Genomic DNA, 19,106 nt, shown 5'->3' on the forward strand with positions numbered 1-19,106 from the left:
GTCAGCGCGCCGAGATCCGTACGGTCCCGCCGTGCGGATCGGCCCGGTCGAGCCAGTCTCCGCGCAGGTGGAACGGGCGGTCCGGTACGGCGGGCAGCAACAACCGCTGCCGGTGGAGCTCCCGGCCGTCCTGGCGGACTAGGAGCAGCGGCGCGGTGAGTCGCCGGTCGGTGCGCAGGGTGAGGCGGCCGTGGAGCGGGAGGTCGCCGGCCGGGCCGACGAGGTTCGGGGCGATCCACCGCAGTGGGGATTCGACCGCGATGGACGGCCGTCCGGTGGGCCACTCGCCGGCTGTCAGGTGGCGCAGTACGGGCGCGGCGACGGCCCGGCCCTCGGCGAGGGCGACGCCCGCGCTCTCCACGCCGTGCAGCAGGTTGCCGACGGCGAAGACTCCGGTGCGGTTCGTGCGGTGGGATGCGTCGTACGCGGGGCCGCGGGTGCCGGGGTCGAGGGTGATCTCGCCGCGCCGGGCCAGTTCGTGGTCGGGGATCCAGTCGCCGGTGAAGACGACGGTGTCGCAGCGCAGGGTCGCGGTCCGGCCGTCGTGGTGCCGCACCAGGACCCCGGTGAGCCGTTCCCGGCCGGTCAGGGCGGTGAGGGTGGTGCGGCCGAGGACCGGGGTTCGGTCGCCGGTCCGGGTCAGGGCGGTGAGCCGGGAAACCGGCCGGTCGCTGACCACGGCGACGACGTCCACGCCCGCGATGCGCAGGGTGTCGGCCGCGGCACGGCTGATGGGCCCGTCGCCGATGACGACGGCCCGGGTGCCGATGCGTTGCCGGTACAGGTGGACGGCCTGCTGGAGCTCGCCGGTGGTGTAGACGCCGGGCGGGCGGCTGCCGGGGACCAGGCGGGCGCTGCGGGGGCGTTCGCGGGCGCCGGTGGCGAGAATCACCGCGCGGGCGGTGATCCGTTCGAGGCCGGTGGGTGCGGTGGTGTCCACGGTCAGCGGTCCGGCCCAGCCGGTGACGGTGACTCCGGTACGCAGTGTGGCTCCGGCGCGTTCGGCGGCGGCCACGCAGCTCCGGGCGTACGCGGGCCCGGTCGCGCCTCCCCGGCCCATGGTGTGGCCGCCGAATCCGCCGTGGTGGCAGTGGCGGGGGATGCCGCCGGCGGCCTGTTCGCGTTCCAGGATCTCGACCCGGCCCGCGCCGGACGCGGCGAGTTCGGCCCCGGCGCCGAGGCCGGCCGGGCCGCCCCCGACGATCAGCACGTCGACGGTCCGCTCGTGCCGGGTCATGACCGGGCTTCCTCGAAGAGTGCGCGGACCGCGGCCCCGCAGTAGAACCCCTGGCAGCGCCCGTTCCCGGCTCTCGTCCTGCGGCGCAGACCGTCCGGGGAGCGCGGCGGCACCGGGCCGGCCAGTGCGTCCCTGATCTCGCCCGCGGAGACCCGCTCGCAGTGGCAGACCAGCGTGCCGTACGCGGGGTCGGCCGCGACGCGTTCGGCGTCCTGGTACGGGCGCGGGAAGGCCTCGCCGAGGTTGGGCATGGTGACGGGCGGCAGTTCGGACGGGGTGCCGAGATCGAGGCCCGAGTCGCCGAGCAGGTCGACGACGTGTGCGGCGATGGCCATGGAGGCGGTGAGTCCGGTGGAGCGGATGCCGCCGACGGTGATGTGGCGCCGCTCCGGCCGGGACTTGATGCGGTAGTCCTCCTGGCCGGTCGCGGCACGGAGTCCGGCGTAGACGGCGGTGACTTCCTCGTCGAGCAGTGCGGGCAGGATGCGGCGGCCCTTCTCGCGCAGCAGGGCGATCGCGCCGGCGGTCGAGCCGGTGGCGGTCTTGTCGTCGAGGTCCTCGGCGGTGGGGCCGAGCAGCACATTGCCGAAGACGGTCGGTGCGACCAGTACGCCCTTCCCGGCGGCGGTGGGCACCGGCAGCAGGATGTGGTCGACGAGATCGCGGGCGAGCTTGTCGAAGACGATGAGCTGGCCCCGGCGCGGGGTGACGGTGAAGTCGTCGTGGCCGAGTTCCCGGTCGAGTTCGTCGGCGTGGAGTCCGGCGGCGTTGATCAGGTGGCGGGTGCGCAGCGGCCCCCGGGTGGTGGTGAGGGTGTGGACTTCGTCGTCGCTGTCGATGTGCCGTACCCGGCAGTTGAGGTGCAGATGGACTCCGGCGCGTACGGCCTGGATGGCGTAGGCGAGCGGGGTGGTCCAGGGGCAGATGATGCTCTCGTCGGGGATTTCGAGCGCTCCGAGGGCGCCCGGTCCCAGATGGGGTTCGCGGGCGCGCAGTTCCCCGGCGTCCAGGAGGCGTGCCGCGCGGTAGTCGTTCCGCTCCGCCTTCGCCAACAGGGCGGGCAGTGCGGCCAGTTGTTCTTCGTCCCAGGCGACGAGCAGGGCTCCGACGCGTTCGACGGGGATGCCGGTCTCGGCCGCGTACGCGCGGAGTCTGTGCTGCCCCTCGCGTACGAGCCGGGCTTCCAGGGAGCCGGGTACGGCGTCGAATCCGGTGTGCAGGATGGCGGTGTTGGCCTTCGACGTGCCGTTGCCGATGTCGTCGGAGGCGTCCAGGAGTGCGGTGCGCAGCCGGTAGCGGGCCAGTTCGCGGGCGATTGCGGCGCCGACGACGCCCGCGCCGACGACGGTCACGTCGTAGGGCTGGGTGCCGGACGGCTCGTCGGCGGTGAGTTCACCGGCCGTGGTGATCGTGAGGGGCATCGGGTGGCTCTCGTACGTCTCAGGCATGGTCCAGCAGGGTCTGTACGGCGGTCCGGAACCCGGCGAGCCGTTCGGCCGCCTCGTCGGCGCCGATCCGGGGTTCGTACACGGCGGCGGGCTTCCAGTCGGGCAGGGCCTGCCGGACGGGGAGTCGCGGGTCGAGGCCGAGCCGGGCGACGGCTCCGACGCCGAGTGCGGTGACGTCGGGCAGTGCGGACACCTCTACGGGCCGTTGCAGCAGGTCGGCCTGGGTCTGCATGAGGAGTCCGGAGCGGGTCAGGCCGCCGTCGACGCGGAGCGAGGTCAGTGGTGAGCCGAGATCGGTGGCGACCGCCTCGGTGAGTTCGACGACCTGGGCAGCGATGCCTTCGCACAGGGCGCGCACCAGATGACCCCGGGTGGTGCCGAGGCCGAGGCCGGTCACCGATCCGCGCAGGTCGCCGCGCCACCAGGGGGCGGCGAGTCCGGCGAGTGCCGGTACGAAGGTGACGCCGCCGGAGTCGGGCACGGACGCCCCGACCGGGTCGAGGTCGGCCGCGCCGGAGATCACCCCCAGGCCGGTGAGCCAGTCGACGGCGGACGCGGCGGTGTAGACCTGCCCGTCGAGGCAGTAGCTCGTACGGCCGCCGAGCCGCCAGGCGACGCAGCTGACCAGTCCGGTGGAGCCGCGGCGCGGGACGGGCCCGGTCTGGGCGAGCAGGAAGGCGCCCGTTCCGTAGGTGCATTTGGCGTTGCCCGGGTCCAGGGCGTTCTGGGCGAGCAGCGCCGCCTGCTGGTCGACGAGCAGCCCGGTCAGCGGGAGTTCGCCGCCGAAGGCGGTCGTCGTGCCGACCGTGCTGTCGCAGTCGACGACGTCGGGCAGTGCCTCGTCGCCGAGGCCGAAGACTTCCAGGGCCCGGGGCGACCAGCCGGCCCGGTCGAGGTCGAGCAGTTGGGTGCGGCCCGCTGTGGCCACGTCGGTGACGAACGCGCCGGTCAGCTGGTGGACGAGCCAGGAGTCGCTGGTGGTGACGACGCCCTCGCGGGTGAGTTCCCGGCGGATCCAGGCCATCTTCGGGGCGGCGAAGTACGGGTCGAGCGGAAGCCCGGTGAGGCCGGTCAGCTCTTCGTCGTACGAGGTGAGTTCGGTGCAGATCGAGGCGGCGCGCCGGTCCTGCCAGACGATCGCGTCGGTGAGCGGCCGTCCGGTTTCCCGGTCCCAGGCGAGCACCGTCTCGCCCTGGTTGGCGAGGCCGACCGCGACTACGGGTTCGGCGGCTTCCCGTAACGCCCGGCGGCCGGCTTCGACGACCGAGCCGAGCAGTTCGGCGGGGTCGGCCTCGACCACTCCCCCGGCGCCGTGCCGCGGTCTCACCGGCACGGAAGCGGAACCGATCACACCGCGCTCGGGGCAGATCACCAGAGCCTTCGTCCCCGACGTGCCCTGGTCCACGGCGAGTACCGGGCCTGTCATCGACTCTCCAGTGGTGCGGAAGCTCTGCGGCTTGAACGGAATCGTGATCACTGAACTCGACGCCCAGAGTGGTGCAGACCACCGCGTACGTCAAGGGCCGTCCGGGACGCGACCGGAACAACCAGTACATCTTTCAACGTCCTGGTGAACCAACCGACTTGAGTAAGATCCGCGAATCGGTCCGGGGTTCGGAGCGACTGGCCTTACACTCACCGCCGAGCAACAACCGGACGCTTTAGGGCAGTTCGATTTTCAACAGCTGCTTCACCCCCCACGTCCTTGAGGATTGATGAGACCGACACCCTGCCCCGAGCCCCCGACCACCGGTGCCCCGGCCTTCCGCAGCTGCACGGGCTCCACGCCACCAACGGGTTGCGTGACGTGCTGAGGAGATCTCCCGACCGTCATATGCCGGCCTGTCGCTCAGGGACAGGACGAGTCCATGGCCAACAGTGATTTCCGGCCGGTCTACCACCCGGCCGGCCATGACAACGATCTGCGGGTCGCGTTACAGGACTTGCGCACCGGACGCTGGATGTCCATGCGCAATCTGCTGGAGAGCACCCCGGACTGGACCCTGTGGACCCAGCGCACCCAGGTGCTCGGAGCGGTCGCCGCCGGTTCGGACGCGGTGCAGGCCTGGCTGGCCGAGGACCCCCGGAGCACCGCCGCCGCGGTGATGCACGCGCGGGTCGTCGTCGAACGGGCGGTGCGCGCCCACCGCGAGGCCCACCACCGGGCCCAGGAACTGTGGTCGGAGGCCTGGCAGGCGTGCCGGACGGCGGCGAACGCCTCGCCCGCGGACCCGGTGCCCTGGGTGTGCCTGCTCGCCCTGTCCCAGCTCGACGAACACCAGCAGCTGGAGGAACACCGGCTGCACCCGCCGGGGCCGATGCTCTTCCCCGGTCCGTGGGGACTGCTGGCCGAGGCCGACAAGCGCGATCCGTGCAACCGCGAGGCCTACCACCGGATGCTCCAGTTCGTGTACGCGCGAAAGGCCGGAGGATCGCTCTCGGAGGCCGTCAACTTCGTCCAGTGGGCCGCCTCCGCGGCACCGGACGGCTCCGCGCTGCACGTGCTGCCGCTGTATGTGCGGGTCGAGCGCTACCGCCGCGAGCAGGGCCACGAGAAGGCCCTGGACCTGCACTGGGTCACCGAGGACGCGGAACGGGACGCGGCCCGTGCGCTGGAGCTCTGGTTCCGTCGCACACCACCGATCTCGCACTCCCTGCTCGATCTCAACCACCTGGCCCACGCCCTGTGGGGAGCCCTCCAATTCGCCGACGCCGCAATGGTGTTCGAGGAGCTCGGCCCCTATTTCACCTCGGTTCCATGGGTGTACCGCACACGGGGCCGCAAGGGCCCCGGAGACGCGGAGGACGTCTTCCTGCGCGCCCGCAGCCGCTGCCTCTCCGTCTCCCGCGGCCCCGGACGGGGGCCGCAGCGCTGAGCGACGGCACCGCGATGCCCTGTGCCCGCCCCGTCCCGAACCGATGACCGACCGTCCCTTTTCACCACCGCTCATGGAGGTTTTCCCGATGTCCATATCCACCCCGACCCAGTCGGGTGCGGAGGCAACCCCGCCGAAGGACGAGGAGGAGCGGCTGCGCGAACTCGGCTACCAGCCGGTGCTCGCCCGCCGCATGGGAGGCTTCGGCAACTTCGCCATCAGCTTCTCCGTCATCTCGATCCTGTCCGGCTGCATGACCCTGTACGGCTTCGGCATGTCGACCGGTGGTCCGGCCGTGATGCTCTGGGGCTGGGCCGGTGTCGGGCTCTTCGTGCTCTGCGTCGGCATGGCGCTCGCCGAGGTCACCAGTGCGTACCCGACCTCGGGGGCGCTGTACTACATGGCCGACCGGCTCGGCGGCCGCAAGTGGGGCTGGTACACCGGCTGGCTGAATCTGCTGGGTCTGCTGGGCGCGATCGCGGGCATCGACTACGGTGCGGCGCTGTTCACCGGCGCGCTGATGAACCTCCAGTGGGGATTCACCCCCACACCGGGCAAGACAATGATCATTTTTGTCTGCATCCTGCTGCTGCACGCCGTGCTGAACCTCTTCGGTGTCCGCCTCGTCAGCGTGCTCAACTCCATCAGTGTGTGGTGGCACCTCGCCGGTGTCGCGGTGATCGTCACCGTGCTGGCGATCGTGCCCTCGCACCACCAGTCGCCGTCGTTCGTCTTCACCGAGTTCGTCAATGACACCGGCTGGCACAACCCGTTGTACGTGGCGGCGATCGGTCTGCTGCTCGCGCAGTACACCTTCTGCGGCTACGACGCCTCGGCCCACCTGTCGGAGGAGACGTCGAACGCCTCCGTGACGGCGGCCAAGGGCATCGTCCGCGCGATCTGGGTCTCCTGGATCGCCGGCTTCGTGCTGCTGGCCGGGCTGACCTTCGCCATCCAGGACTACGCGGGCACCCAGAAGAGCGCCACCGGGGTGCCGCCGGCCCAGATCCTGATCGACGCGCTGGGCACCTCCGGGGCCACCGCGATGCTGCTGATCGTGATCGCGGCCCAGCTGTTCTGCGGCAACGCCGAGGTCGCCGCCGCGAGCCGGATGGTGTTCGCGTTCAGCCGGGACAACGCCCTGCCGGGTTCGGCGCTGTGGCGCAAGGTGAGTGCGCGCACCCAGACGCCGGTCAACGCGGTGTGGTTGTCGGTCGTCGTGGCCGGGGTGCTCGCGCTGCCCTCGCTGTACTCCGCCACCGCGTACGGTGCGGTGACCGCGATCAACGTCATCGGCATCACGCCCGCCTACGCGATCCCGATCTTCCTGAAGCTGCGTTCCGGGAGCCGGTTCGAACGCGGGCCGTGGCATCTGGGCCGCTGGAGCAAACCGATCGGCTGGATCGCCGTGGTGTGGGTCGCCATCGTGACCGTGCTGTTCCTGCTCCCGCAGTCCTCCCCGGTGACGGTCGACTCGATGAACTACGCGTCGATCGCACTGATCGCGGTGCTGGCCCTGGCCACCGTGTGGTGGTTCGTCGCCCGCCGTTCGTACAGCACGCCTTCGGCGTACGGGAACGCACGCGAGCAGGCCGAGATCGAGGAAGGCATCGTCTGATCCGGCCCGACTCCCGCCGGCCCTTCCGGAGCCGCCCGGCCGACAGGCCGCGGCCCGGGAGGGCCGCGTGCTTGTCGGGCCCACCCCGAGCGGTGCCCCGGCACTACGGCAGCCAGAGGCAGGCGGCGGCCAGGAGCGCCACCGTCGCCCCGCCGGTGAGCACCGGCACATTGCCCAGCCAGGCGGCGAGCGCACCGCCACCGAGCGCACCGATCGGCACCGTGCCGATGAGCGCGGCCTGCAGGACCCCGGCAACGCGGCCCTGGAGTTCGGGCGGTGTGATCAGCTGCTGGGTGGTGGTCATGGAGATGGCCCAGACCGTGGCCGCGAGACCGAAGACGAACTGGTACGCCAGCAGCGCCGGGAAGCCCGGGCCCAGGGATGCGCCCGGGATCAGGAAGATCGCGAGGGCGGCCACCACGGCGCAGATCCGGGTCGCCGCGGCCAGCCCGATGGTGGCGGCGAACCGGCCGGCCAGCAGCACTCCGAGTACGGTGGCGACGCTGAACGCGGCGTAGACCGTCCCCAACTGCCAGGCCGGCAGCCCGAGATCGCGGGTGGCATAGAGCACGAAGAGCGCGTCGGCGGCTCCGCTGCCGAGATTGAACCCGGCCCCCGCGAGCACCTGTCGGCGCAGCACCCGCTCACCGCGCACCACTTCGAGTCCGGCACGCAGCGCGGCCGTTCGGGACTCCTTCTCGTGACGGGCGTGCCGGACCGGGGAGTTGAGTGTCGCGGGCAGACCGAGGAGCAGCAGCGCTTCGATCCCGTACGCCACGCAGGCGGCCAGCAGTGCGGTGGAGGCCCCGGTCAGGCCCACCAGGACACCGCCGAGGGCGGGGCCGCCGATCTGCCCGGTGGTACGGGCTCCGGTCAGCGCGGAGTTGGCGGAGAGCAGCTGCTCGGGGTGCACGACCCTGGGCAGGGCCGCCTGAAGGGCGACGGCCAGCATGGAGGTCAGTGCGCCGGACGCGGTGGCCACCAGGTACAGCTGGGGCAGCCCGAGCCGTCCGAGGGCGTCCGCCACGGGTACGGAGCCGACGACCAGCACCTGAAGAACGGTGAGGAGCACGGTCAGTCCACGCAGCCGTGCCCGGTCGACCAGTACCCCGGCGAACGGGCTGAGCAGCGCACCGGGGAGGTAGCTCAGCGCCATCAGTGCGGAGGCGCCGAAGGGCCCCGCCCCCAGCCGGGTGACGGCGAGCAGCGCGAGGGCCAGGGTGGTGACCTGGCGCCCGACGGAGCTGGCGATCTGTTCCCCGCACAGCAGCGCGAACGGCCGGTGGCGCAGCAGCGCGCGCCCGGCTCGCCGCGGCTGTCCGGTGCCGGGGGGACGGGCACCGGCGGCAGGGGGCGGCGGGTCGGGCTGCTGCTCCATCCCGTTCAGATGTCGGTGCAGGGGACGGGCCACCGGCGGATGCGCGGCGGCAGGGCCACCGCCCAGCCGTCGGTCACCCGGGCGAGGCGCTCGGCCGCCAGCAGGTCCACCGCTTCCCGGCCGACGGCGTCCAGCGCGGCCACGGCGGTGGGGTCCTGGACGGTGCGGAAGGCGGCGAGCAGATCGGGATCGTCGATCGTGAAGCGGGCCGCGGCCGACGGCTCCCGGCGGTCCATGACGGTGACGAAGTCCGGTCCGCGCCGGTGGTAGAGCTGTCCGTAGGCGTGGCGCTCCCGCCAGGTGGTGAGCTCCGCCGGTTCGCCGGGCAGGGGGCCGGGGGCCGGCAGGTGGCGCAGCAGACCGGCCGTCCCGGCCACCTCGTGCGCGGGCCCGGTGAACAGCGGGTCGTCGGTCGCCGGAAGCCAGCGCACCACGAGGTCGTGGCTCTGGCACTCGCGCAGGAACCGGACCGCTTCCGCCGCCGGGCGGCCGCCCGCCCCCAGCCGCAGCGGTTCGTCGACCGTCACCAGCCGTCCGCGGATCCGGTGCGGCACCCACCCGGCCGGCAGGGCGGGCGCGGTGCGGGTCGGGGGTGCGGGCAGGGGGCTCATCCGGCGGCCTTCTCTCCGTTGTCCGGCGTGCCCGATGCCCCGCCGGCCGTCCCGTCCGGCGCCTGGGCGCGCTCGACCGACCGGACCGGTACGTGCCAGGTGGGCAGCGACACGTAGGAGCGCCCGTCGTCGAAGAGGAGTCCCAGCGCGACCGTTTCGCGGAGCCACGCGTCCAGCTCCGCTCCGGTCGGCGGGTCCCCGTCGGCCGTGAGCAGCCGGTGCAGTGCGCTCCGGGTGCGGCCCGCTTCCAGGTGGCGCAGGGCGGCGGCGTGCCAGCCGGTCAGCCGGTGGGTGCGGCGCGGCCAGCCGTGGCGCCGGTCGTGGACGAGGAGCGTCTCGTCGCCGGTGGGCTGTTCCAGGACCAGGGTCGAGGCGGGATGGCCGGTGTACCAGTCGCGGGCCGCGGCCTTCAGCCGCGCCTCGGTCCCGCCGCCGATCCCGGCGGGCGGGGTGTCGAAGAGGTAGACCAGATCGGCCAGTTGGTCCTCGGGCAGGTCGTAGACATGGCGGTACATCTCGGCGGGACGGCGTTGCGGAAAGCCGAGCGCGGGGTTGGCGAAGTTGGGGCTGAACCGCTCCAGTTGGATGCGGTGGGCGCCGCCGGGCGGCTGGAGGTGGACGAGCGCCGGCATCTGGTCGATGACGGAGGCGTAGTCCTGGTCGGTCTCCCCGGGGAATCCGTACAGGTAGTTCCAGGAGCAGGTGAGCGAGTGGTTCTCGCACTCGCGCAGGGTCCGGATGTTGCGGGAGCCGCTGACGCCCTTGTCCATGAGGTCCAGGGCCCTGTTGCTGAGGCTCTCGATGCCGGGCTGGATGTGGACCGAGCCGGCGCGGGCGAGCAGTTCCAGTTGCTCGGCGGTGAGGTTGGACTTGACCTCGTAGTGCATGCGCAGGTCCCAGCGGCTCTCGGCGGCGAGCGGGAGGAAGTCCTTGAAGTAAGCCATGTCGATGATGTTGTCGACGGTGACGATGTCCAGGATGCGGTGACGCCGGACCAGGCGGTCGACCTCGTCCCAGAGCCGGTTTCCGGGTTTGGCCCGGAAAGTCATCGCCGAGCCGTTGAGCCCGCAGAAGGTGCAGTGGTGCTTCTCGCCCCACCAGCAGCCCCGGGCCCCCTCCACCACCAGTTTCGGGTGGACGTACTCGGCGACCGGGGAGGCGTCGACGGCCTGCTGCCAGAGGTCGTAGTCGGGCGAGGGGATGTCGGCGGGTGCGACGGTGCGCCGGGACTCCTCGTTGGCGCGCGACTCCTGCCCGTCCCACCAGCAGAGTCCGGGGACGTCGGCGGGCGCGGTGCCCGCGTCGATGTGGGTGAGCAGGGCGGGCAGGGCGTACTCCCCCTCGCCGCGCACCACATGGTCGACGAAGCGGTGGTTGCGGTGCAGTGCGTGGCCCATCGGGCCGTCGCAGTTGCTTCCGCCGAACACCACGGTCAGTCCGGGGCGGCGCCGTTTGAGTTCCGCCGCGAGCGCCAGTGAGGAGACGTTCTGCATGAACGTGGTGGTGAAGCCCACGACATCGGGGGCCTCGTCGAGTATCGCGTCCGCGCTCTCCTCGATGAACTCCGCCGCGTGGACCCGCATCGCGGTCGCGGTGGAGATGTCGGTCCCGCGCCGTGCGGCGTACTCCTTGAGCTGCGCCACACCCCATTCGGGGTCGTTGTACAGGACGCCGGAGAACACCCAGTCCCCGAGTCCGTCAAAGATCGATTCGCTGCCGACCGCGACATGGTCACCGGGGCGCAGCGCCCCCTTCGAGCGTTCCAGCAGGAATTCCGCCCAGCGCAGGGAGCCGTGGAACTCGCGCACCTCGTCGTCCGGCCGGGTCCGGTCCAGCAGCGCGTGCAGCAGCCCCACCTGGAGCGAGGGGAGTTCGATCGGCTGCCAGGGCATGGTCACCAGATGTATTCGCACTGAGCCTCCCACGGCACGGTGGCGGACGCCGGGCCGCGCCCGGCGTCCGCCCTTCTCGTCGCTGTCCGGCCGGACCGGAGCATTGCGGTTCAGCGCGTCGGACGTTTCTCGATCGTCTGCCGTTCGCGGTTCTTCGCTTCTTCCTCGCGGACCACGACCTTCTTGATCTCCATGTGCCCCTCCCCTCGGCGTTCGGTCTCAAGTCCGTTGACGTTAGGTCGCGTTGTGACGCAGTGGCAAGGGTGCCTGCTGGGGCCGGTGGGGCGTACTGGGCGTTCCGGGGCCGTGGCCGGCCGGGGACCGATCGCTATGCTGCGTGCCGAGCGCTCACCGGAAGCGCTCAAACGAACAGTGCGCGGCGGTACGGCGAGGGGGCCAGCAGCATGCGGGAGCCGGTTGAACTCAGGCGGCAGCGGATCCTGTCGGTGGTGGAGTCGCGCGGCGCCGTCAAGGTCAGCGCCCTCGCGGCCGAGCTCGACGTCTCGGTGGTCACGGTCCGGCGGGACGTGGAGGAGCTGGCCCGGGAGGGGCGGCTGCGCCGCGGGCACGGGGTGGCCCGTCCGGTACGGGAGCCGGTCCCGACCGCCGCGGTCCCGGCGGCCCGGGGCAAGGAGCCGGGCGGGGACGCCGGGGCGGTCGCCCTGGTCGTCCCGGAGCGGCACACGTACCTGTACGAGACCCTGCACGGCGCCCGCTCCGTCCTGGAGGAGTCCGGGATCCGGATCGCCCTGCACATCGCGCCGCCGTCGGCCGGTGCCGAACGTCCGCTGGTGGAGCGGGCGCTGGCGGACGGGGCGCGCGGGTTGCTGATCGCGCCGCGCTGGCGCAGCGCCCGCTCGGAGGAGCTGGACTACGGCTGGCTCGCGAACGTGGGGGTGCCGACCGTGCTGATGGAGCGGCGGCCCCGGCCGGGCAGCGCGCTGCACGCCCTGGACTCCGTCTGTTCCGACCACTGGTACGGGATCCATCTCGCCGTGGACCATCTGGTGTCGCTGGGGCATCGCCGGATCGTGCTGGCCGCCCGGGACGACAGTCCGACGGCGCGCAGCATCCGTACCGCGTTCGCCGAGATCGCGGCGGCCCGTCCGGAGGTGGCGCAGTGGTCGGTGGTGCTGAGTTCCTCGCAGGCCGTACCGGGCCCGGACACCCCCGCCCCGGCGGGGGCCCGCGGGCCCGCCGGGGCGGGCGACGGCCGTGCCGTGCTCGACCTCGCCGCGCTGCTGCGGGAGCAGGGCGTGACGGGCGCCGTGCTGCACGGCGACGTGGACGCGCTGATGCTGGTGCAGCGGCTGGCGGAGAGCGGTGTCGAGGTGCCCCGGGACTGTTCGGTGGTGGCGTACGACGATGTGGTCGCGGCGCTCGGCAGCCCGCCGCTGACGGCGGTGGCGCCGCCGAAGGCGGAGATCGGACGGGCGGCCGCCGAACTGCTGCTCCACCGGCTGTCGGGCGGAGCGGGCGCGAGCGGTCCGGTGCGCCGCACGGAGCTGCTGCCCACGCTGAAGGTGCGTGGATCGGCCCAGGAGCCGCCCCGCTCCATCGACTGATCGTTTGACCGCTTTTATTTTCTTCTGAGCGATCTCTTGACCAAGTAACGATCAGCCGATCAGGATTCCCCGTGAGCCGTTTCAGCAGCCGCGGGAGGCGCACATGCCCGGACGACAGAGCCGTCGATCCGTGCTCGCCACGATCGCCGCCCTGCCGTCGGCAGCTGCGCTCGGCGCCTGCGGCGGCGGGACGTCGGCGGCGGTTGCCACGCGCGGCACCGGCGCCGCGGCAGACGGGGGCGGCAGGCGCCCCACCCGCATCACGTTCTGGTCCGCGCTGCGCGGCAGCCAGGACGTGGTGGACGCGTTCAACCGCACCCACGACACCGTCCAGGTCGACTTCCAGCAGGTCCCGGCGGGCTCGATGGGCGGGTACGCCAAGCTCAGCAACGCCGCCCGGGCGGGCAACGCCCCGGACGTCGCGACGATCGAGTACCCCCAGATCCCCGGCTTCGCCATCGACGGGGTCGCCCGGGACATCACCGGCCTGGTCGGCGACCGGCTGCGCGCCGCGCTGCTGCCGCAGGCGCTCGGCCTGACCACCTTCGACCGGCGGGTCTTCGGCGTGCCGCTGGACGTCGAGCCGATGGTGATGCACTACCGCACCGACCTGTTCGCCGAGTACGGCCTGCCGGTCCCACGCACCTGGGCGGAGTTCGAGGAGGTGGCCCGGACGGTGCGCCGCAAGGCCCCCGGCCGCCGCCTGGCGGCCTTCGCCACGGACGGCGCCCCGCAGTTCGCCTCGTTCGCCTGGCAGGCCGGTGCCCAGTGGTTCGACACCCGGGCGGGCGCCTGGAACGTGTCGTTCGCCGACGCGCCGAGCCGCCGCGTCGCCGCGTACTGGCAGCGGCTGATCGACCAGGACCTGGTCGTCGTGAACGCGGTCGACGGCCGGCAGTACGACGCCCAGATCGGCGGCGGCCGGGTCCTCACCCGGCTCAGCGGCGCCTGGGAGGCCGGAGCGCAGATGAACGCCCGGCCCGCGCAGAAGGGAAAGTGGGCCGTCGCGCCGCTGCCCCAGTGGAGCCCGTCCGCCGCCGTGCTCGGCACCCACGGCGGGTCCACCTTCGCGGTCACCTCCGGCAGCAGGCACCCGGAGGCCGCCATGGAGTTCATCGAGTGGCAGGTCTCGCACCCCGACGCGCTGCGCGCCCGGCTCGCCGGCGGCACCAGCAGCCAGTACCCGGCCGCCCCCGGCCTGGTGGCCGTCGGCCGGAGGGCCTTCGACCGCGGCTACTACAACGGTCAGGACCTCTACGCGCTCTTCGAGCAGGAGGCGCACAAGATCCGGGACGGCTGGACATGGGGGCCGCGGATGTCCGCCTCGCTGAAGGTGATGCAGGACGGCTTCGCCCGGGTGGGCGGCGGCCGGGGCTCGGTGATCGACGCCGTGCGCGCGACCCAGCGGGGCACCATGCCGGATCTCAGGGCCCTGGGCCTGGCCACCACCGAGCACAGCACCTGACCGAGCCCCCTTCACCCCAAACCGGCAGCAGCCCCCTTCACCGGCGGCAGACCTCCCAGCAGCAGAGAGGCAGGTGACACCATGACCAGCCCGATCACCACCCCCGCTTCCGCCCCCTCGCGCCCTCCCGTACCCCCGTCGGGGACCTCTCCGGTGCCGCCGCCGGCCGCCGCATCGGCACGCCGGGCCCGCAGGCACGCCCGGCGCCGGGAGCTCGGCGCGTGCGGCGCCCTGATGACCCCCTTCTTCATCCTTCTCGTGACGGTTTTCCTGATCCCCGTCGGGACGGCCCTGTGGCTCAGCTTCTTCGGCGCCGACCAGCCCGGGCTCGGCTTCGGCCCGGAACGCACCGTCTTCGTCGGGCTGCGCGGCTACACCGCCGTGCTGACCGACCCGACGTTCCTCGGCGGACTGGGCACCGTCGTCCTGTACTGCCTGATCTACATCCCGCTGATGGTGACCGGCGCCCTCGCGCTCGCCCTGCTGCTGGACTCCGGGGTGGTACGGCTGCGGTCCTGGGCCCAGCTCGGGCTGTTCCTGCCGCACGCGGTGCCCGGCATCATCGCGGCCGTCATCTGGCTGTACCTGTACACCCCGGGGCTCAGCCCGGTGATCGACCTGCTGGCCGGGGCCGACATCACCGTCGACTTCCTCGGTGTGCACACCGTGCTGCCGTCGATCGTGAACATCGCGCTGTGGAGCAATCTCGGCTACAACATGGTCGTCTTCTACGCCGCCCTCCAGGCCGTACCGCGCGAGGTGATCGAGGCATCGGTGGTCGACGGCGCGGGTCCGGTCCGTACCGCGCTCCAGGTGAAGGCACCGCTGGTGCGTTCGTCGATCGTGATGGTCGCGATGTTCACCCTGATCTTCGCCCTGCAACTGTTCACCGAACCGATGCTGCTGAGCCAGGCCACACCGATGATCGGCTCTCGGTTCTCGCCCAGCATGTACATCTACGACGCGGCGTTCACCCGTAACAACTACGGCCTCGCCGCGGCCGCCTCGGTCGTCCTGCTCGTCTGCACGATCGCGCTCTCCTACGGCGTCACCCACTGGTCCAACCGCGTGGGGGCGCCCGAGGAGGACACCCGGTGAGCGCGGTCTCCGGCCGGACCGCCGCCGCGCGGCGGCCCCGGCTCCTCGGCCGCGCCGTCGTCAACCTCGTCGTCGGCATCTCGGTGCTGTACACACTGCTGCCCGTGCTGTGGCTGGTCCTCGCCGCCTCGAAGGACCGCGACGCCCTGTTCGGCAGCGATGTCCTGTCGCTGGACCACTTCTCCTTCGCACAGAACCTGAAGGACCTGTTCACGATGGACGGCGGACTGTACGGGCGCTGGTACGGAAACAGCCTGCTGTACGCGGTCCTCGGCGCCGCGCTCGGCGCGATGGTGAGCATCGCCTGCGGGTACGCCTTCGACAAGTACCGCTTCGCGCACAAGGAGAAGCTGTTCGCTCTGGTGCTGGCCGCGGTGATGGTGCCGCAGACCGTGCTCGCGCTGCCGCTGTACCTGATGGCGTCCGGCACCGGCCTCGTCAACACCTTCTGGTCGGTCTTCGTCCCGGTGCTCTTCAACCCGTTCGGGGTCTACCTCGGCCGGATCTTCAGCCGGGGCTACGTGCCGGACGAGGTGCTGGAGGCGGCACGGCTGGACGGCGCCGGCGAGCTGGCCGCCTACTTCCGGGTCGCCCTGCGGATGCTGGGACCGGGCCTGGTCACCGTCTTCCTCTTCCAGCTCACGGCGATCTGGAACAACTTCTTCCTGCCGATGGTGATGCTCTCCGACCAGCACCTGTATCCGGTCAGCCTCGGTCTCTACACCTGGAACAGCGCCGCCGTCGTCTCGCCCGAGTACTACCCCGTCGTGATCATGGGTTCGCTCCTCGCGGTCCTGCCGTTGATCCTCGCCTTCGCCCTGCTCCAGCGTTTCTGGAAGTCGGGGCTCACCGCGGGGGCCGTGAAATGACCGGAGCACCGCCACCGTCCCATCCCTCTGCCAGGAGAAAGATGCCCAGGACCAGCCCTGCCTCTTCCGAAGCTCCCCTCACCCCGAACCGGCCGCGCGCCGCCGTGGCCATGAAGCCGGGCGCCGCGACCGCGCTCCTCGACGCCCGGTCCCTGGCCGCGCTCGACGAGGTCTGCGATCTCGCGGACCTCCCCGCCCTCGACGACTTCACCACCGACCGGGCCCGCGCCGTACTGGCGGACGTGGAGATCCTGGTCACCGGCTGGGGCTGCCCGCCGCTGGACGCGGCCGCCCTGGCGGCCGCCCCGCGGCTGCGCGCGGTCGTCCACACCGCGGGCAGCGTCCGCGGACACATCACCGAGGAGTGCTGGGACCGCGGCATCGAGGTGTCGTCGGCGGCCGCCGCCAACGCCCTGCCGGTGGCCGAGTACACCGTCGCGATGATCCTGCTCTCCGGCAAACGGGTCCTGGAACGGGCCCGTGAGTACCGCGCGGAGCGCCGGCGCGACAACTGGCTCGCCACTCCCGCAACGGTCGGGAACCACGGCCGCACCATCGGCATCCTGTCCGCCTCGCTGATCGGCCGGCGCGTCATCGAACTGCTGCGCCCCTACGACCTGCCCGTCCTGCTGCACGATCCGTACGTCACCGACGCGGAGGCCGCGGCGCTCGGTGTGCGGCCGGTCGGCCTCGCGGAACTCTTCGCGCAGAGCGACGTGGTGAGCGTCCACACCCCGCTGCTGCCGTCCACCCGCGGGCTCGTCGACCGTGAGCTGCTCACCTCGATGCGCCCGGACGCCGTGCTGATCAACACCGCGCGGGGCGCCGTCGTCGACCAGGAGGCGCTCACCGACGTACTCCGGCAGGACCGGATCCGGGCGATCCTCGACGTCACCGATCCCGATCCACTGCCCGCCGCACACCCTCTCTGGGACTGCGACAACGCTCTGATCACCCCGCACCTCGCGGGCTCGCAGGGCAATGAATGGCAACGACTGGTCGGCCTCGCGGTCGGCGAGATCGGCCGCTGGGCCGCGGGCGACGGTTTCGCCCATTCCGTACGACGCGAAAGGCTGGCATTCCTCGCATGACCGCTCCGCATCCGATCTCACCCATCGAACTCCCGGCGGACGACCGGGAGTCGAGCCCGTACACCGGCTACACCCGCGCACACTGGGAGGCCGCCGCCGACGGGCTGCTCCGGGCCGCCTGGCAGTGGGCCACCCCGGGCGGCGCCCTGCTGGACCTGCCGGGCCGGCCGTCCGCGTCCGGTGTGCGTTCCGACGGTCTGGAGGGGTACGCACGCACCTTCCTCGCCGCCGCCTTCCGGGTGGCGGGCGCGGAGGGCAAGGATCCGCACGGCTGGCTGGACCGGTACGCCGACGGGCTCGCGGCGGGTACCCGTACCCCCGGCCGTGACGACGCCGAGTCCTGGCCGCTGATCCGCGACCACACCGTCTTCGGCCAGCCCATGGTCGAGTCCGCCTCGGTGGCGATAGGTCTGCGGCTGACCCGGCCGTGGCTCTGGGACCGGCTGGACGCCGGGGTCCAGGACCGGACCGAGGAGTGGCTGCGCGACGCGCTGCGGCACGTCCCCTCTCCCAACAACTGGTACCTCTTCCCCTACTCCGTTGCCGGGTTCCTGGAGTCCGTGGGCCGTGGCGACGCGGAAACGGCACGGGCCAAGCAGCGGGCCCTCGATCTGCTGGAGGGCTGGTACCGGGGCGACGGCTGGTACGCGGACGGCGACGGCCGGGCCTTCGACCACTACAACGGCTGGGCGCTGCACCTCTACCCGGTGCTGGACGCGCATCTGTCGGGCGACGCCGGACTGTCCGCGCACTACGGCGCCCGGCTGCGCGAGCACCTGGAGGGCTTCTCGCTGCTGTTCGGCGGCGACGGTGCGCCGATCCACTTCGGCCGCTCGCTGACCTACCGTTTCGCGGCGGCCTCGTCGGTGGCGCTCGGCGCCGTCAGCGGGCACACCCCGCTCACTCCCGGCGCCTCGCGGCGGGTGATCAACGGATCGCTGCGCTACTTCCTGGAGAGGGGAGCGACCGGTACGGACGGGCTGCTGAACCTGGGCTGGCACGGCCCGCACGAGGCGTCGCTGCAGAACTACTCGGCGCCCGCCTCGCCGTACTGGGCGTCCAAGGCCTTCGTCTCGCTGCTCGCCCCGGAGGGCCATCCGCTGTGGACGGCGACCGAGGAGCCCGCGCCGAGCGAGGGCCCCGACCGGGTGCTCGCACTGCCCGCGCCGGGGCTGCTCGTCCAGACCACCCGCGCGGACGGGATCGTACGGCTGCACAACCACGGCAGTGACCATGTGCGCCCGCACGAGGGCGAGTCGGGTGTGCAGGACGATCCGCTGTACAGCCGCCAGTCGTACTCCACGGTGACCGGCCCCACCTCGCGGGGGAACGCGGCGGACAACCACCTGTCCGTGGTCGTCGCCGGGGCCCGCAGCGGTCGCCGGGTCATCCGTGCGCTGGGCGCCGGCGGGGGCGACGGCTGGGGCTGGGCCGCCTCCTGGCACCGCCCGGTGTTCACATCGGGCTCGCCGATGGTGCCGGGACTGCGGGTGGAGAGCGTCACCGCGGTGCGCGGGCGGTACGAGCTGCGGGTACACCGGGTGCTCGGCGCGCCGGACGGGGCTCGGGTGGAGCAGACGGGCTGGGCGACCGGCCGCGACGAGGCCTTGGCCTCCGAGCTGCACGGCCTGCACGGCTGGGAGTCCCGGGACGAGGTACGGGCTCCGCAGGGCACCGCGTACACGCCCTGGGCGGTGGTGCCCCGGCTGTCCGCGTCCGCGACGGGCTCGGTGGTGCTGGTGGCGCTGGCCTCGCTGACCGCGGAGCCCGACGCGGCGCCGCTGGACTCGGTGGTCGACGCGGTGACGGTGGACGGGGACACCGTGGAGGTCCGCTGGGCCGAGGACGGGACGACGACACGTATCGGCTTCGAGCCGGTGACGGTCACGCACGGGTGAGCACCGGGGTGCGCGGCTCGGGAATCCCCGTAACCGCCGCGCACCCCGCCCGCCGGGCGT

At 72.4% G+C, this 19,106-nt stretch carries 14 protein-coding genes; 8 read left to right on the plus strand and 6 right to left on the minus strand.

Features of this window, described 5'->3' with window-relative positions; genetic code table 11:
- Position 1: 1 nt before the first annotated feature.
- The 3 genes from EES42_RS25490 to EES42_RS25500 are packed head-to-tail and all read right to left on the minus strand — an operon-like array spanning position 2 to position 4,111.
- Positions 2–1,237 carry an NAD(P)/FAD-dependent oxidoreductase gene (locus EES42_RS25490; RefSeq protein WP_124720573.1) on the minus strand — a complete coding sequence of 412 codons (1,236 nt, stop codon included), beginning with the start codon at positions 1,235–1,237 and terminating at the stop codon, positions 2–4.
- Positions 1,234–2,658, minus strand: coding sequence for an NAD(P)/FAD-dependent oxidoreductase (locus EES42_RS25495; protein WP_124720884.1), 1,425 nt, complete (start codon positions 2,656–2,658; stop codon positions 1,234–1,236). Before EES42_RS25495 ends, EES42_RS25490 begins: the two co-directional genes overlap by 4 nt.
- A 19-nt stretch (positions 2,659–2,677) precedes the next feature.
- Complete coding sequence (locus tag EES42_RS25500) at positions 2,678–4,111, minus strand: FGGY family carbohydrate kinase (protein WP_124720574.1); 1,434 nt, start codon at positions 4,109–4,111, stop codon at positions 2,678–2,680.
- A gap of 442 nt (positions 4,112–4,553) precedes the next feature.
- On the opposite strand from EES42_RS25500, the gene EES42_RS25505 reads away from it, so the two are divergent.
- Both EES42_RS25505 and EES42_RS25510 read left to right on the plus strand, forming a co-directional pair.
- On the plus strand, positions 4,554–5,561 hold the full coding sequence (locus EES42_RS25505) for a hypothetical protein (protein WP_124720575.1): 1,008 nt from the start codon (positions 4,554–4,556) through the stop codon (positions 5,559–5,561).
- 88 nt (positions 5,562–5,649) lie between these two features.
- Positions 5,650–7,179, plus strand: coding sequence for an amino acid permease (locus tag EES42_RS25510; protein ID WP_124720576.1), 1,530 nt, complete (start codon positions 5,650–5,652; stop codon positions 7,177–7,179).
- Between the two features lie 103 nt (positions 7,180–7,282).
- On the opposite strand, the gene EES42_RS25515 is transcribed toward EES42_RS25510, so the two are convergent.
- The 3 genes from EES42_RS25515 to EES42_RS25525 are packed head-to-tail and all read right to left on the minus strand — an operon-like array spanning position 7,283 to position 11,081.
- Positions 7,283–8,557: an MFS transporter gene (locus tag EES42_RS25515; protein ID WP_124720577.1), complete on the minus strand. Its 1,275-nt coding sequence runs from the start codon at positions 8,555–8,557 to the stop codon at positions 7,283–7,285.
- 5 nt (positions 8,558–8,562) lie between these two features.
- A complete protein-coding gene (locus tag EES42_RS25520; RefSeq protein ID WP_124720578.1) occupies positions 8,563–9,168 on the minus strand; it encodes a DUF5825 family protein in 606 nt (201 codons plus the stop codon).
- Positions 9,165–11,081, minus strand: coding sequence for a RiPP maturation radical SAM C-methyltransferase (locus tag EES42_RS25525; RefSeq protein ID WP_124720579.1), 1,917 nt, complete (start codon positions 11,079–11,081; stop codon positions 9,165–9,167). The genes EES42_RS25520 and EES42_RS25525 overlap by 4 nt, the downstream gene beginning before the upstream one ends.
- Positions 11,082–11,464: 383 nt before the next feature.
- Between EES42_RS25525 and EES42_RS25530 the strand changes: the two genes are divergently transcribed.
- The 6 genes from EES42_RS25530 (at position 11,465) to EES42_RS25555 (ending at position 19,046) form a co-directional block, all read left to right on the plus strand.
- Positions 11,465–12,625, plus strand: a complete 1,161-nt coding sequence (locus tag EES42_RS25530) for a substrate-binding domain-containing protein (RefSeq protein ID WP_124720580.1) — start codon at positions 11,465–11,467, stop codon at positions 12,623–12,625.
- 103 nt (positions 12,626–12,728) lie between these two features.
- Complete coding sequence (locus tag EES42_RS25535; protein WP_124720581.1) at positions 12,729–14,090, plus strand: ABC transporter substrate-binding protein; 1,362 nt, start codon at positions 12,729–12,731, stop codon at positions 14,088–14,090.
- A gap of 81 nt (positions 14,091–14,171) precedes the next feature.
- Positions 14,172–15,188, plus strand: a complete 1,017-nt coding sequence (locus tag EES42_RS25540) for a carbohydrate ABC transporter permease (RefSeq protein ID WP_124720582.1) — start codon at positions 14,172–14,174, stop codon at positions 15,186–15,188.
- Positions 15,185–16,057, plus strand: coding sequence for a carbohydrate ABC transporter permease (locus EES42_RS25545; RefSeq protein WP_124720583.1), 873 nt, complete (start codon positions 15,185–15,187; stop codon positions 16,055–16,057). Before EES42_RS25540 ends, EES42_RS25545 begins: the two co-directional genes overlap by 4 nt.
- 41 nt (positions 16,058–16,098) lie before the next feature.
- Positions 16,099–17,148 carry a hydroxyacid dehydrogenase gene (locus EES42_RS25550; RefSeq protein WP_124720584.1) on the plus strand — a complete coding sequence of 350 codons (1,050 nt, stop codon included), beginning with the start codon at positions 16,099–16,101 and terminating at the stop codon, positions 17,146–17,148.
- Positions 17,145–19,046, plus strand: coding sequence for a DUF2264 domain-containing protein (locus EES42_RS25555; protein WP_124720585.1), 1,902 nt, complete (start codon positions 17,145–17,147; stop codon positions 19,044–19,046). The genes EES42_RS25550 and EES42_RS25555 overlap by 4 nt, the downstream gene beginning before the upstream one ends.
- Positions 19,047–19,106 lie beyond the last annotated feature (60 nt).

Source organism: Streptomyces sp. ADI95-17 (genome assembly GCF_003846175.1).
GTDB lineage: Bacteria > Actinomycetota > Actinomycetes > Streptomycetales > Streptomycetaceae > Streptomyces > Streptomyces sanglieri.

Coding starts and splice junctions, on each gene's coding strand:
- EES42_RS25535 (WP_124720581.1), top strand. CDS start 12,729: ATGCCCGGACGACAGAGCCGTCGATCCGTGCTCGCCACGATCGCCGCC.
- EES42_RS25510 (WP_124720576.1), top strand. CDS start 5,650: ATGTCCATATCCACCCCGACCCAGTCGGGTGCGGAGGCAACCCCGCCG.
- EES42_RS25505 (WP_124720575.1), top strand. CDS start 4,554: ATGGCCAACAGTGATTTCCGGCCGGTCTACCACCCGGCCGGCCATGAC.
- EES42_RS25550 (WP_124720584.1), top strand. CDS start 16,099: ATGCCCAGGACCAGCCCTGCCTCTTCCGAAGCTCCCCTCACCCCGAAC.
- EES42_RS25500 (WP_124720574.1), bottom strand. CDS start 4,111: ATGACAGGCCCGGTACTCGCCGTGGACCAGGGCACGTCGGGGACGAAG.
- EES42_RS25515 (WP_124720577.1), bottom strand. CDS start 8,557: ATGGAGCAGCAGCCCGACCCGCCGCCCCCTGCCGCCGGTGCCCGTCCC.
- EES42_RS25490 (WP_124720573.1), bottom strand. CDS start 1,237: ATGACCCGGCACGAGCGGACCGTCGACGTGCTGATCGTCGGGGGCGGC.
- EES42_RS25530 (WP_124720580.1), top strand. CDS start 11,465: ATGCGGGAGCCGGTTGAACTCAGGCGGCAGCGGATCCTGTCGGTGGTG.
- EES42_RS25540 (WP_124720582.1), top strand. CDS start 14,172: ATGACCAGCCCGATCACCACCCCCGCTTCCGCCCCCTCGCGCCCTCCC.
- EES42_RS25520 (WP_124720578.1), bottom strand. CDS start 9,168: ATGAGCCCCCTGCCCGCACCCCCGACCCGCACCGCGCCCGCCCTGCCG.
- EES42_RS25495 (WP_124720884.1), bottom strand. CDS start 2,658: ATGCCCCTCACGATCACCACGGCCGGTGAACTCACCGCCGACGAGCCG.
- EES42_RS25555 (WP_124720585.1), top strand. CDS start 17,145: ATGACCGCTCCGCATCCGATCTCACCCATCGAACTCCCGGCGGACGAC.